General features: G+C 34.7%; 16 protein-coding genes. 3 read left to right on the top strand and 13 right to left on the bottom strand.

Annotated elements, in window-relative coordinates:
• Positions 1-7: 7 nt before the first annotated feature.
• Positions 8-901 carry a prephenate dehydrogenase/arogenate dehydrogenase family protein gene (locus tag ACWF5P_RS15340; RefSeq protein ID WP_434168543.1) on the top strand — a complete coding sequence of 298 codons (894 nt, stop codon included), beginning with the start codon at positions 8-10 and terminating at the stop codon, positions 899-901.
• A gap of 778 nt (positions 902-1,679) precedes the next feature.
• Here ACWF5P_RS15340 and ACWF5P_RS15335 read toward each other — a convergent pair.
• From ACWF5P_RS15335 to ACWF5P_RS15295, 9 genes are all read right to left on the bottom strand, one after another.
• The gene (locus tag ACWF5P_RS15335; RefSeq protein ID WP_434168542.1) at positions 1,680-1,856 is read right to left on the bottom strand and encodes a hypothetical protein; all 177 of its coding nucleotides are present in this window, start codon (positions 1,854-1,856) and stop codon (positions 1,680-1,682) included.
• Between the two features lie 297 nt (positions 1,857-2,153).
• Positions 2,154-2,642, bottom strand: coding sequence for a DUF6584 family protein (locus ACWF5P_RS15330; RefSeq protein WP_101224750.1), 489 nt, complete (start codon positions 2,640-2,642; stop codon positions 2,154-2,156).
• Between the two features lie 397 nt (positions 2,643-3,039).
• Positions 3,040-4,038, bottom strand: a complete 999-nt coding sequence (locus tag ACWF5P_RS15325) for an NADP-dependent oxidoreductase (protein WP_452445037.1) — start codon at positions 4,036-4,038, stop codon at positions 3,040-3,042.
• 40 nt (positions 4,039-4,078) lie between these two features.
• Positions 4,079-4,414: an ArsR/SmtB family transcription factor gene (locus ACWF5P_RS15320; protein WP_137020278.1), complete on the bottom strand. Its 336-nt coding sequence runs from the start codon at positions 4,412-4,414 to the stop codon at positions 4,079-4,081.
• 606 nt (positions 4,415-5,020) lie between these two features.
• Positions 5,021-5,392 (bottom strand): DUF4440 domain-containing protein, encoded by a 372-nt coding sequence (locus tag ACWF5P_RS15315; RefSeq protein ID WP_434168540.1) that lies wholly within the window; start codon positions 5,390-5,392, stop codon positions 5,021-5,023.
• Between the two features lie 151 nt (positions 5,393-5,543).
• Complete coding sequence (locus ACWF5P_RS15310; protein WP_434168539.1) at positions 5,544-6,335, bottom strand: phosphotransferase; 792 nt, start codon at positions 6,333-6,335, stop codon at positions 5,544-5,546.
• 538 nt (positions 6,336-6,873) lie between these two features.
• The gene (locus tag ACWF5P_RS15305; RefSeq protein ID WP_434168538.1) at positions 6,874-7,320 is read right to left on the bottom strand and encodes a GyrI-like domain-containing protein; all 447 of its coding nucleotides are present in this window, start codon (positions 7,318-7,320) and stop codon (positions 6,874-6,876) included.
• Positions 7,321-7,571: 251 nt separating this feature from the next.
• On the bottom strand, positions 7,572-7,922 hold the full coding sequence (locus tag ACWF5P_RS15300) for a VOC family protein (protein WP_260356619.1): 351 nt from the start codon (positions 7,920-7,922) through the stop codon (positions 7,572-7,574).
• A gap of 310 nt (positions 7,923-8,232) precedes the next feature.
• A complete protein-coding gene (locus tag ACWF5P_RS15295; protein ID WP_434168537.1) occupies positions 8,233-8,730 on the bottom strand; it encodes an LURP-one-related/scramblase family protein in 498 nt (165 codons plus the stop codon).
• Between the two features lie 679 nt (positions 8,731-9,409).
• On the opposite strand from ACWF5P_RS15295, the gene ACWF5P_RS15290 reads away from it, so the two are divergent.
• Positions 9,410-9,754: a VanZ family protein gene (locus tag ACWF5P_RS15290; RefSeq protein ID WP_434168536.1), complete on the top strand. Its 345-nt coding sequence runs from the start codon at positions 9,410-9,412 to the stop codon at positions 9,752-9,754.
• A gap of 592 nt (positions 9,755-10,346) precedes the next feature.
• On the opposite strand, the gene ACWF5P_RS15285 is transcribed toward ACWF5P_RS15290, so the two are convergent.
• The gene (locus ACWF5P_RS15285) at positions 10,347-10,784 is read right to left on the bottom strand and encodes a VOC family protein (RefSeq protein WP_434168535.1); all 438 of its coding nucleotides are present in this window, start codon (positions 10,782-10,784) and stop codon (positions 10,347-10,349) included.
• A 386-nt stretch (positions 10,785-11,170) separates the two neighbouring features.
• Here ACWF5P_RS15285 and ACWF5P_RS15280 point away from each other — a divergent pair, with 386 nt between their 5' ends.
• Entirely contained in the window at positions 11,171-11,554 is a 384-nt protein-coding gene (locus ACWF5P_RS15280; RefSeq protein WP_434168534.1) for a DUF1796 family putative cysteine peptidase, read from the top strand.
• A gap of 490 nt (positions 11,555-12,044) precedes the next feature.
• Here ACWF5P_RS15280 and ACWF5P_RS15275 read toward each other — a convergent pair whose 3' ends face one another.
• From ACWF5P_RS15275 to ACWF5P_RS15265, 3 genes are all read right to left on the bottom strand, one after another.
• Positions 12,045-12,293 carry a hypothetical protein gene (locus tag ACWF5P_RS15275; protein WP_434168533.1) on the bottom strand — a complete coding sequence of 83 codons (249 nt, stop codon included), beginning with the start codon at positions 12,291-12,293 and terminating at the stop codon, positions 12,045-12,047.
• On the bottom strand, positions 12,290-13,381 hold the full coding sequence (locus tag ACWF5P_RS15270) for a GerAB/ArcD/ProY family transporter (RefSeq protein WP_101224756.1): 1,092 nt from the start codon (positions 13,379-13,381) through the stop codon (positions 12,290-12,292). Before ACWF5P_RS15270 ends, ACWF5P_RS15275 begins: the two co-directional genes overlap by 4 nt.
• Before the next feature lie 314 nt (positions 13,382-13,695).
• Positions 13,696-14,451 (bottom strand): SDR family NAD(P)-dependent oxidoreductase, encoded by a 756-nt coding sequence (locus ACWF5P_RS15265; RefSeq protein WP_452445036.1) that lies wholly within the window; start codon positions 14,449-14,451, stop codon positions 13,696-13,698.
• Between the last annotated feature and the right edge of the window lie 260 nt (positions 14,452-14,711).

Below are 14,711 nucleotides of genomic sequence, written 5' to 3'. Positions count from 1 at the left end.
CTTTAGAATGAAATTAGGTTTTATTGGATTTGGAGAAGCAGCCTTTGAATTATCCGTTGGATTAAAACAAGAAGGTTTAGAAAAGATCCTCGCTCATGATGTCATGTTAGACCATCCTACTTTCGGTCCGCAAATAAAAGAACGGGCTATACAAGCGCAAGTGGAGCTTCGTTCCGATCCCGAGGGCGTATTAAATGAAGTTGATGTAGTCATGGTAGCAGTACCAGCTGATAAAGCTTACGAGGTTAGCGAAGTGTTAAAACTTCATCTGAAGAAAGATTGTATTTACGTTGATGTATCGGCTTCGACTCCTGTAGTAAAACAAAATATTAACAAAAACATACAAGAAAAAAAAGCATTTTTTGTCGACGCAGCAATGTTAGGACCCTTACCAGTTTATAAACATAAAGTTCCTATTTCAGCAAGTGGTAACGGAGTAGATCGGCTTATCGCCTTAATGACTCCATACGGCATGGATATAACTAAGGTGAGTGAGAATCCTGGCGACGCTTCTGCTATAAAACTAGTCCGTAGTATTTATATGAAGGGAGTAGCCGCGCTTTATTTAGAGTTGTTAGAGGCCGCCCATGAATTTAATATAGAAGAATTGGTTTTAGATTCGATAAGTGAAACTATGGATAGCAAGAGCTTTAAAGAAACCATGAATCGATTAGTAACGGGAACGTCTATTCATGCATTAAGAAGATCAATTGAACTAGATGGTTCTATCCAAATGTTAGAAGTTTCTAATCTTAATTCAGTCATGTCTAAGGCAGCAAAAAACAAATTAGAAAGATTAGCTACATTCAATTTGAAAGAGAAGTTTAAAGGACAAAAGCCGAATCATTGGTTAGAAGTAATTAAAGCATGCAAAGAAGAAAATACAATTGTAAGAAGTTAAATGAAATAAGCTATATCAATAGGGTACCACCATTGGTACCTGTTCCTTTGTGCTTCGAATCAATAACACCTTCCCTTTGATTTTATATTATCTACCTAAGAGAATATTGATTTTTAGTGCGACAATTTTTTATGATGGTAACTTTGTTTATCTTCCCAACGCTACACAAAACAGAGCAACCCTTCGAAGATGGAGATTTTATAACTGAACTTCAATTATCAAGACCAAAATTATAAAAGCCTTAATATTAAAGGAGAGCACATATTAACCATGAATAATATGTACTCTCCTTTTATCTTTTTACGAACTAAAGCACCTGTTAGTTAAAAAGAAAATGGCCTAGCAGGATGAGAAAAGATTAGCGATTTCCTGATAACTAAGTCATACAAGTAATTAGCTACATTGCCCATTCTCAAAGCTATTACTACTGAACTAATTGCAATTACAGCTAAACTCAACTCACAACTTTTATAGTTCTAATCTCCTCAACCTGAACTATTTATGAGCATATATTCTGCAACGAAAATAATTAAGCCTCGTGCAACTATCATGCCCCGTTAGTTCCATAAAGAAAAAAGCCACCACATGGCAACTCTATATCTCAACTAATGGACCTGTTTATTCAAACAATAATATCAAATCACAAAAATTCATAGTAACTATCTAATAATTCTTCGCTTCTGTTTTCTGCTTCTTTCTCATCCATTTCCTTATTTCTAGCCATTGTTGATAATGGATTATTTCATGAGCCGTGCTGCGTAAAATTGCCCATAAAGCATCATTTTTTCCTTTCTGAAACTAATTCTTCATAATCTCCTGTTGCAATTCTTATGTAAGGTTCAACAGTTTTATCATAAGGTGCAAAAAAAGTAGCACTTGCCAGTTCTCTTGTATCTCTGGTTTTAAGTTGAGAATCCGTTTTTAGATATACAACAACCCTTATAGGAAATTCCATATATGTACGTAACCAAACCGCAAAGCTTAAACAAAGTTCGTCTTACTGATGGATTTACATCCTTCTCACACCTGACTCTTAATCCTGAGCGTAGATATTGCACATCATTTGTGGTCATAGCTAATCACCTTTAGCTTCATTTTATTGCATAATTCGCTATCTTACCGAAATTTCCTTCTCCCCAACCTGCCCCTATAGTTGCATAAAGAAAAAGCTGCCTTAAAGACAGCTCCGATTTCCTGCCAACGCACGCGTTAGGGAGAACAGCAACTATAAATACCTCGCAGATTCTAGGGATCAAAAAAACCAGCTAAAGAGAGTGTAAATTCCGATTAATGTAAAGAAAATGATTAATATTAATATCGTGATACACCCAATAGTAAATAACTTATCCTCCAATGTCTCATCAGGTTCTTCCGTTAATTTTTCTTTAACTTTATTTTGTATAGGAGAAATTGCTTGATCTTGCAGTCTTTTTATAATTTCACTATCTCCTTTAAATTTTAGAACTCTTGCTATTCTAATAGGATCGTTACCCATAGAATTTTCAAACTGAATACACGCATCTACCATTTCAGGTGTCTTATTCTTTTCTAGATACCAATATCGACCGGCCATCGAAGGGTATTTTAATCCAAAATAAATGTCCCCCAACTTTCTGCGAAGTTCTAACTCATTAGGATAGGTTGAAATTAACCCGTGTAGTCTATCCCTTGCTTTCCCTAAATCATTTTTTTCAATGTCCTCTTCTATCTTCTTAATCGTTTTAACAGGTACCTTTTCTATACAAACACCTCATTATCCTTTTTCTTTATAGTCTTTACTTCTAGATAGTTCAAAATAGTTCCTTCTTCAACTAACCTGCCCCGATAGTTCATTAAGGGGTAGCGTCAGGATAGTGTCGGATTTACAACGTTAAGGAAATCACAATACATAAAGCCTAAATTACCGGTGTTATAATTGTGATTTAGGCTTTGGTTACTTCATTAAAGCACCTGTGCGTTGAAGATCATTTGTAGCTTTAGAATAAAGATTGATTGAAAAAAGTTACCTTTACCCTAGATTTAATATCCTTACAAAAGACTCCATACTGAAAAAAGATTGATTAAAAGGGAGTGACTTTATAGAGTTATTAAAAAGGAAAAATGGAAAGTTGGGAAATATTTTTAACTTCGTTTGACGACTATCTGATTTTTAATATTATTTTCCCTTTCGCCCTTCCTGACTCCGCATATTCCATCGCTTTTTGAGCATCTTCAAAAGGAAAAACTCTATCAATTATAGGTTTAATTTTACGAGTCTCAATAAAGTTTGCGATTATACGTAATTGCTCTCCACTTGGCTTCATAAACAAAAACGTATACTGAACATTATGCCTTTTTTCAAGCGCAGTAAGTTTATTACTTGCTGCAGAAAACAACAACGTTTTAAAAAATCCGGAACCATATTCTTTACCAAAACGAGCATTCGGTAATCCCGAAACGGAAACAATTTTCCCTCCGTTTTTTATCACTTCGAATGATTTTTCAAGTATCTCACCCCCAAGTGTATCAAATACGGCATCATAGTTTTTCAGTATCTCTTCAAATTTTTCTATCTTGTAATTGATAATTTCATCTGCACCAAGAGATTTTACTAAATTCGCACCAGCTTCACTGGCAGTCGTTGCAACAGTGGCACCCATTAATTTGGCCAGTTGAATAGCAAAGGTACCGACACCACCAGCCCCAGCTTGAATTAAAATCTTCTGTCCCTTTTGTAATTTCAAAATGTCAGTTAGGGCTTGATAGGCGGTTAACCCAACCAGTGGAATCGATGCTGCTTCTTCAAAGCTTAAATTTTTAGGTTTTAAAGCGATGTCATCTTCATGAATAGCGATATATTCAGCAAAAGTACCGATTTTACTCTTACGTGGACGTGCATATATTTCGTCACCAACTTTAAAACGAGTCACTTTTGTGCCAACCCTTGCAACGACACCAGAAAAGTCATTTCCTAAGATAAGAGGCATTTTATATTTAACTAACAATTTCACTTTCCCATCGCGTATCTTAAAATCAACAGGATTAATACTAGCTGCATGAATTTCTGCGAGTACCTCATATTCACCAATTTCAGGTGTGGGCATTTCTACCAAATGCATTGGAACTTTCCCATACCTATCAATAACCATTGCTCTCATACCTATACCTCCAACTTATGTGTGTTTATATTCCATCATTTCAATAAAAGTTCTGCATGAACTTATCAATATCCAACACAAGCGTTCTTAATAAACCTAATTCTGTACGTACATTAATATAATAAAAGTTTTTTGTCCCTTCTTTACGCATTAAAATAACACCGGCATCCCGTAAAACCTTAAGATGATGGGACACAGCAGGTCGAGAAAGATGTGTTTGTTTAGTGATTTCACCCACACGTAATCCTGTTTGACAATCCGTCCCCATTAGAACTAACAAGATCGATTGACGTGTTTCATCACCAATTGCCAATAGTACTTTTTGACAATTAATAAAATCCTCTTTGATAATATTTAGTTGGTCCTGTTTATTCATTCAGTAAAATACCTCCAGTAATCAGTTTAATGGTTTAAGTTGATGAACCATATCACCTAACAGAACAATATACTATTGTTCTGTTAGGTGCAATATTGAGAAAGTAAATCGAGACGAATACATCTTAGAAGGGAAGTACGTTAACTTTTAATGTTTTGGAACTATCCTGCCCCGTTAAGTTCCTTAAGAAAAAGCTGCCCTAAAGACAGCTCCGATCTTCAGCTAACGCACCCGTTACTTAAAGATTAAATTCCTAATTACGACCATGTCAGTAATTATTTTCTGGTGATACTTTGTATTTTTTCTGTTCATCCCTAACAAAAACAAAAGCTTCTTCAACAGTAGTTAGATTGTTTTCGTGCCAACTTTTACCCAATTCTTTAACCAAGGAGTGTACCAGTCCGATTCTACTGACCACTAAAGGGGACGAAAGAAAATGGTCCCGGTACAATACCGGGGCCGCCTATAGCCGCATAGTTTCGAAAAATGGAGGATAGTTGCAGTCGGCTTTTTTTCTTACTTTGTGAAGGATGTACAATTTCGATAGCTCCATAAAGAAAAAACTGCCTAAAAGGCAGTTCCAATCTTAAGCTACGCACCCATTAGTCAGTAATTAAAGCGAAGGAGTTGTTTTTGTACCTTGGTGAAAAACATTTTCCATCTTCCATCTCTTAATTTCCAAATTGAACTTCGCAATGAATGTTGTTTTTTACCTTCGTTAAATATTCGGTAGGTAGTTAACACTATTTCTTCAGACAATGGATGTATATCAAAATCACTCAATCTCATCTTTACCTCCCCTATTCCTTCTTCGCCAATCCCCTCATCTTTGTACAAGACTTTACCAGAACTTCCAAATTCAAAAAAATTGTCTGCAAGTAAATTATTAAGCTCTTTTTTAGATGTACGAATTTCTGGTTTTAACAACTTCTCTTCCAGTTGACGTAAATGTTCTTTTAACGAAGATTCACTTTCCATTTTCCACTCCCCTTTATTACTGTCCATTATAAAAATATCCCAAATACTCGCTTTTCCCTCTTCAAGCTAACCTGCCCCGTTTGTTGCATGAGAAAGAAGCTGCTGATCAGCTCCGAAGTTAAGCACCGGTTAGTTCAACAAAAACCTACCCTTAAATCCACTCTTTTCCATGTTGTCGAATGAACTTGATATCATTTTCATAATGTTCGAGATGCCCTTCAGCAATTATTTTTTGAAAAGCAGTATCACCTTCACTGGCTTTTCTTGTAATGGTTTTACATAACCCTTCTAATCGTAGCAATACCATTTCCAAATAATTTTCTTCTATTCCCTCACCGTAAGAATCAAAAAACAATCTAACTCTTTGTTTTATACAGTTAGCATGCTGTAATGAATTATAATAAACTTTCTCACCTGTTTCAGAAAGATAAAATCTACTTAAGGGGACGCAAGTATAAAGAGAATAAGCTATGTCCCAAAGTCTTGGACCAGGTCCAGCAACATCAAAATCAATAATGCCCATTGGTCTTTCATTATTAAAAATAATGTTGTACATTGCAAAATCATTATGGCATAGTACCTCAAATTGTTGGGGGGTGTTATCTATCGATTCCCAGCTACCATCAAATGAAAAATCACTGACAGAATCATGATAAAGACGGAGCATTTTCGCTATTTCTATTAAGACATCTTCAGACCACATGTATTCCTTTAAAGGATAATTACCAGCTTCTCCTTCAATAAATGATAATATCTCTCTTCCTTTTACATCAATACCTAAAAACTTTGGTGCATAACTGAAACCTTTGCTCTCCAAATGCTTTAATAGCTTATGAATTTTGGGACTATATGGCTTTAATTCTCGTCGAACAGTATCTCCCGAACGATAAACATTTGAAACATTCCCTCCAGTTAGCATTTCTTCGTTTTCATGGTTTGACATCTATATATTCCTCTCAACTTATGACTTTCTATAATCCGTAAACTGTTCAACTATCCTGCCCCCTCAATTCATTAAGTAAAGGCTGCCACATCCGCCAGCCTCAATTCTCAACTATTGCACCTATATTTAAATTATTGAAAGTTATTACCTTTTTATGATTTTGGCAATCTTGAAAATTCCAAAGCCGCAAAGAGTTATGATACCCATTATGATAATTGGTATTAAAATATTAAATGACATTAAATCATCTCCCTACAAATTATGTAAGTTATTTCTATATCCATATAATACCACATTAAAAACATCTACTTATGGAACTATCCTGCCCCGATAGTTCCATAAGAAAAAGCTGCCTTAAAGACAGCTCATTTCTAAAACTAACGCACCCGTTAGCTTAAGTACATTCTTTCACCAACTTTTGTTATTCCAAATTGGGCAAATTTTCATAATTGTAAACTACTCGAGGTCCATAAAAAAATGACCCTTATTTTCTTTCACTAAACTACCCGTTTGTTGAAGAAGGCTTTCGATTTGTCTTTTAAGCTTGAATTGGTAAATAAATCTGTACTTCTTCATCTCCTTCCCCCATAGGGTGATATGTCTCGATAATATAAGAATCGAGATCTCTTTGATAACCTTGTTCTTCTGCCCAATTCAATAAATTCAAATGAAGTTCTCCCAAATTAGATATATTCCCTCTTGTAGTTATGTAACTGTTATTTATTTCAATATAATCCATTCCTGTTGGTACTTCATTTAATTTCTCACTCACAATTAACCCTACATAATAATGACCTATCCTATGCTCCTCATCCTTTTTAGGCTCAAATAATGCAATTTCGTTCTCTGTTAGATTTAGGATTTCGTTTAATCGACTTAATAGTTGCTTTGCAAGCAAGGGTACTAAATTACCAAAGTTAACAAACTCCCCACTACCTTTTAATCCAACAAGCTTAAATTCTTTTTTAACCATCATAAACGACATATTAAACTCTCCTATTCACATAAAAATCCCATAATATTCTAATTTTATTTGTTCAACAAAAAATCCTTACTTCCTGCATTGAAGTAAGGATTTCATACTGATTTCTGTAACTGTTATTCAACTAACCTGCCCCTTTAGTTCTATAAGAAAAAGCTGCCTTATAGACAGCCCCGATCTTCAGCTAACGCACCCGTTAGTTTAACAAGAAAAATGACCGCAACAGCGATTTATCTTTAGTCCCATTCAAAAGATTAACACTTGCATACCATTAAATGATTCCCATCAGGGTCTTTGAAATTAAACCAATGATTATGCATAATTTCTGTTGATAATTCCACTTTTCTTTCCTTAATATATTCATATGCTTCGTCTATATTATTACTGTTAAAATGAAAAACTGGAGTTTTAAAAATATTTTCCTCTGAATAAATCTTGCTATCTAAAACAATCCCTATTCCATTCATAGGTACAATATATAAGTGACCGTATAATATCTCACCAGCTGCTGCTAACCCCAATAAGTCACAATACCATTTTCGAGCTTTTTCAATATTACTTACGGGAATAAAAATTGTTCCGATTTGATTTAATATGGGGTTCATATTTCTCACTCCTAAACCGAATTTGTTAAATAAATTCATTCGCTTTAAATTTTATATTCCCTTCTTTATTCAACTAACCTGCCCCAATAGTTCCATAAAGAAAAAGCTGCCTTAAAGACAGCTCCGATCTTCAGCCTGTTAGTTCTATAAGAAATGCGAACCTTATTCAAGAATCGCGCTCGATTACTGAATAACGAATATAAAACCTTGGTACCAAATGGCCTTGTCATTTATTTATGATACGTTTCACCGCACTATTCAAGCAGTGATTTTTTTAAAACTGTCAGCCTTTTAATTTTACACTTCTACTTTAAATCGACGCTGCTGAGGAAGCAGCTGCTTGATCAGCCTTCACACAATCAATAGCAACAACGAGTGCGATAATAATGGTTTCCATCTCTTCATCTATTATTTGTACCTTGTAGCTATCGCCCCAAGTGAACCACTCCTTGCCCACTTTGCCTACGATTTTACCATGCTGTAAAATTTGAAAATCCATATCCCACCAATTACCATGTACATCAATGCCTGCCGCATCAATTGTATATCGTGCTTTAAAGAAGGAAAATTCCTTCTTTATTGTTAATACCTCTCGACCATTCACCTCAACCAAAAACTTTGGTGAAAAGCTGAACACCTTTTTCGTAATGAGTGCTACTTCATCCCTTGCTGTATTCATAATGGAGAAAGTCTTTGGAACTTGCATAAAACTTCCCTCCACGTAATATATATCCTTCTCCTGCTGATCCTTTACTGTAAATTTCCCGCTAAGACTGAATACCTTCTGCTTTATATAAAGCTGCCTCATACTTATGCCTCCCAACCTTAAGTCTTTTACATTACTTACGTTTGAAATGGGCATTGGTTCCAATCGTATGCATTAAATTCCAAATAATAACTCCACTCAAAAGCGCCTTCTTTTCGGTTCACTTTTGTAAAGTCAGCAATTCTTCCTTCGCAATCTGGCATAATTTTTTAATCAAATCTCGTTTAGAGATCTTTGATTGAAAAGATAAAGTATCATTACTTTATCAAAAATTTGCATCTTTCTTACAAACATCGCAATTTCATTTTAAAGACACAATTACCAATGGCGGATTCCTAAGAAGATTAATAATAAGATCCAAGTATAAATTTAAGAAAAATTTTATATTTACCCCACTTTTTATTTTTAAAGTTTTTCCTATCCTATAAACAAGTTACATCAAGGAGGAGACTAAAAATGAAGAAGAGCAGAAATCAAAACATAAATCTATTTACATACAAAGAATTAACAATCGGATACCAATTACTTAATAGTGAAATAACTGAAAAATTTCCGGAGATGATAGCATAGTGTAAAGTAAGTAGGATAAAGCTTAGATTATAAATTTGAAGAATTGTGAATTGAGGATTTATATGGAAGAATCAAAAAAAATCAAAAAAAAATAACTGCTGGCTTGTTGGCCGTATATTTATTTGCATTAACATGGATTATAGTCTTTAAAATGCAATTTTCATTTCAAGGCTTGCCGGATTTTAGGGAAATCAACTTAATCCCTTTTGCTGGGTCAGCTAATGTTAATAATCAAATAGATTTTAATGAAATAATCTATAATGTACTTGCATTTATCCCATTTGGAATTTATATCAGTATGCTAAAACCAAATTGGTCTTTCTTGAATAAGATTGCAGTAATAGCAGGAGTTAGTTTGTTATTTGAAGTATTGCAATTCAGCTCTGCTATAGGAGCTAGCGATATAACTGACTTTATTGGAAATACATTAGGTGGAATTATTGGAGTTGGAGTTTATATTGTATTTTGTAAGCTGTTTAGTACAAAAAGCAAATAAAATCCTTAATGTTTTAGCTTTGATCGGAACGATATGCATTGTTGCATTATTGCTGTTATTAATATATCTCAGGATTAGTGGTGTTATTATTTATAAAGTTTCCTAAGTAATTGGAAGAATTGCTGTTCATGAAAATTAACAGAGGGTATACCATCAATGACTTTGATACAGCAGGTTCTTTATTTATAAAACAAGAATGACAAATATCACAAGCCACCATTTTGAGGGTGGCTTTTTTTATATCCAGTAAACAAAGTAATGTAAATCCCATACAGTTAAAGGGTTTGGCATCTGTTCGTTTTTTGTCATTCATGCATGATTTTATACATTTTTTCACATCAACGTTTTTGGCTTCTGAAAAAGCCTGGTTGCTGCATAAAAATGTGGAGTTTTATCTAACCTCTTATTCAATATAATTGCCCGATTGCGGAACAACTCTATTGTCACTCAACAATTGCCTATCCACTTTTAATTCAGATGTACTTTTCCTTTCACTATAAAAATAATCCTTTTGATAACATCTAAAGGGGCAAAGCATCGTTACTTTATTTTAAATCCACAATTGACCCAACAACCATTAATTACCCTTAATTTATTTGATTTGCTCCGCCAACTCTAAAATAATTCCCTCTGGTCCACGACAGTAGCATAACTTATAACTATCTTCATATTGTTGTATCTCACTAAAGATTTCCGTACCTTTCTTTTTCAATTTGGCAACAAGTGCTTCAATATCTTCAACAGCAAATGCAATATGCCGGATACCCAGGGTATTTGCAAAAGGTTGCTGAATATCTTTTTCATCTGACGGCGTATGAAATTTAATTAGCTCTATCCATGCCTGACCGTCTGGCTTCCCCAATCCTACACATGCTACTTTAACGTCATTAAGCCCACTCATCTGATCCATCAATTCTCCTTCCATCTCCCATTCCCCTTGCACTTCAAGTCCAAAATCGAGAAAAAACTCTTTAGCAGCAGAGAGATCATTTACGATTACACCTACATGATCTATTCTGTGGATCTTCATATTTCATACCTCCTATATTCCTGTTATTTTGCAATATCCTGTATTCTTAAATCTTAATTCTCTAAAAACAGAAAATATCCTTCTTCAACAAACTGGCCCGTTAGAGCCATAAGAAAAAGCTGCCTTAAAGACAGCACCGATCTTCAGTAACGCACCCTATGCTTTAAGTACAAGAATTTACGAACTTGCTTTCGATAAAAGAAAAGTTTGGTATCTTACTCCTCTGGTTCAACAATGAATAAAGGCTTCCGTGAAAACCTTTTAAACAGAGATATTTAAAGTTATAAACTTTTCATAGTTGACATCTTTTTTACACACATTTTTTAATTGTCCAATCAAATAGAATTGCTCTGATATAGAATATTAAAAAGCAGAGGAGTGATTATTTGAATTTATTGGACATAAAAGGATCATATGAATTGATCGCTGGTTTGGGCAGCTGGTGTGGTCCTGCCCTCCATACAAAGAGGCATGATTTAAGAAGGAATTCATTTCCCTTGGATTGGGTTCAGTCTGGTTTTCTCCCTGAAGTAAATAGATTATTAAAGAATAAATTCGAGGGATATATGGAGTTAGAAAATATGCATGAGAAAAATATACTCGCTCATTTTGTTGATGAAGGAAATGTTGTTCTTGAACCAGGGGGTACTCAACCATCAAAAGCCCATTTTATTCATGATAGCCAATATAAGATTGATTCCGTTCATGATTTTCCGAAGATACCAAACCAAGATTGGATTGTTAATATCCAGCATTTAAAAATAAGCTGAATCATCGCATCTAAAACTTCCTTACAAAAATCGAACATAGTAAAAATACTTTATTCATCAGATATGAGTGGTCAACGGCGAACTATGAAGATATTATTGAATTACAATCTATTTTATCTCAACTTACAACGGGTAAGTTTAACCTATTGTTTATGCAGCCGGTAGATGGTCTAAAAGGAGTTACAGACATGAACTGGCCACATGATGGGATATGCTTTGTACGAGTTCCTCGTAATGATCCCAGTAATAATGCCATTTGGGATCAGGTTTTAGAAGGGATATCATTAACGAATTAAAAAAGATGACCCTTTTATGCTGCCTTCTCCTATATGAAGTATTTCATAAAAAGATAAATATATAGGCAGGGTTTCCTGGCTTTTTTTTATTAAATACTTTCAAATTAATATACAAAAATGAGTAATTGCTTTTTTTCTAAAAAGATCAGAATAGTGCCATAAATATTGGATGTAAATGTGAAGATACTGGGTTACTAACCTGCCGTTAACTCCATAAGATATTGTGAATTTAACCCCAAACTAAGCTGATAGAGGTTCTGTAATAGCTCATTTAAAAATAGACGCTTGCTTTGATGCGGCTTGGCAGACAGTCGGCGGAAAGGGAGCGGATTTCTGAAATCACCTGGAACGGTTTTTAAAATAAAAAACTGCAGGCAAACTCTCTTTTCTTCAAGTTTGTCTACAGTCTGAGTAATATATTTATATAAATGATAATTTGTCATAAACGTTTTCTCGATTTTTTTATGCTTATTAAAACAAAAAGAAGCGGCAAGTATAAAACAAGGAAGCCCACGCTGTATGGATTGATTATTTTATTTAATACATATAAGGAATCGACATCGAAAAAAAATATACTGACAAGCAATATGATTATGGACATTACCCATAAGGGATACATTTGCTGGACGTTGAATAAGCGCTTGACACCCCTGCTGGCAGCCCACAAAGGAATGACCATGTTGGGAATGATGACGATGGCCCACCAAGAAACAGTTATGTATTCGAAACGTTGAATAAAGGGGAATTCAATGACACTGGTCAATGAGAGTGTTGGCCATAGGGTAAGGACCAACTGTTTCTGTGAATAGAAGACTGTCGAAACAAAATAAAGTAATAGGATCAATAACGTAGTGGCCAAGGCTCCTCCATGAGCATATTTTTGTGATGTTTCAGGATTTTTGATGAATGGATAAAACATCAGGATCATTTCAAAACCAAGCATTGATAATGAAGTACTTCTAGTTCCTTTCATTATTTCCATTAAAGTATGATCGAAAATAGGAAGAAAACCATTGAAATCTGCGTATTTAAAACCATATAATGGTACAAATAATAGCCAGTATGAAACGATTACGGTTAAAAAGGCTATACCCGTAATGGTTCGGAAACCTCCCGTACATATATAATAAATCAGGATCAGGAAAACCAAAGCAAATGCCCAAGATGGTATCTCTTCAAACATCCAAACATGAATGACATTTATATAGCCGATTATGACCGTCATTCCAAGGGCGAAAAAGTACAGAATGAATAAGAGACTAAAGATATTTCCGATCCATTTACCAAATGCATGATTATTAGCAGAAATGATATCACCGGGAACAATACTGAAAATCTTATATATAAGCCAAATTAATATATGAACAATCAGTCCGGCTAGGAGTATGGAGATCCAGCCATCGGTTCCCGTCGCCTTGGCTAAATCTCTTTGAAAATTTAACACGCCTAACCCAGTTTGCATGGAATGCAGTAAAAAAAACACATAAAATGGCGATACCTTATACTTTTCATTCACACCAGCTTGGTTCATACAGGACCCTCATTTATATCACTTATATTTCCTATGTTAATAATCTGGCTTTTACAGGAGTAATTTATTCAAAGGATACAAACGTTAAGTTCCGAATCACAATCTCGCGACTCTCTTAAATTATTAAGATTTAAACAACAACTGAACGGAAGGTTACATTCCTAAATAGAATTGGTATCAATTCTACAACCTTTAACCTTCTCTTCTAAGATCTAAAAATCTTAGGTATGCTTCTCAAGCAGTAGGTTAAAAGCTAATTCACATAAAAATACGGCGTAAAAAATTTACACCGTTAAGTCTTTTTTTAAGAATTCTTATTTAGATTTGAAGCTTAGGAAACCATCGTCAACAGGAATTGTTTGACCATTAATTGCACTGGCCCCTTCACTAAACAAGAACGTAACTACGCTAGCTACGTGCTTCGGTTGGATGAGCTTTTCCCGCATATGCTGTGCAGCTAGAGCATTTTTCACTTCTTCATTGTCACCAAGTATTGGCGTATCGATGAATCCTGGAGCAACTCCTAAGACTCGGATACCATGTTCAGCTAACTCTAATGCCCCGGATTTAGACATCATGACCACAGCTGCCTTAGCTGCGTTATAATTAAAGCTGCCAACTGCTGCCATTGTTCCATAAATTGATGCTGTATTAACGATAGTACCTTTTACATTTAATTCAACCATCTTTTTAGCTCCATAATACATCCCATAATATACACTGTGTTGGTCAACATCTATGACCCGATGATATGATTCTGGATCCATCTCCAAGAAAGGTTTTACCAGACCAATTCCAGCATTGTTAAAGATCCCGTTTAAAGTACTGAATCTTTCTACTGTCCAATCAATAAGAGCACTAACTTCATCACCTTTTGATACATCAACTTTATAGGAAGCTGCCATACCAGATGCGGCTTCTATCTCAGCAACCACTTCATTGGCAGAATTTTCATTATAATCTGCAATTACTACGGATGCACCTTTTGTTGATAGCTGCAATGCAGTCTCCTTTCCGATTCCGCTGCCTCCACCTGTTACTATAATTACTTTCCCATTTAATTCGGTCATCATTTAGCCCCCTTCAACTTATGTACCATCTAATAACCTTCCATTTAAAGTTTTATCGTTTTATCTATTTTTAATACCGTAGACTTCTTATTGAGGTGTCCCGTTAGTTCAATGAAAAAAGCGATCCTATTAAAGATCGCGCACGTTTGCTGAAGATTTATTGTCATTACATATTGAACTTTAGCCCCAATTAATTTAAAAGATTTATAACTATCTTGATTGCTGTAAAATTCTGCTAGCATGAAATATTCCCCTTACAG

This window comes from Peribacillus sp. NPDC055009 (genome assembly GCF_053608705.1).
Note: the sequence above shows the minus strand (reverse complement) of the source record. Positions and strands in the feature narration are given on the sequence as shown.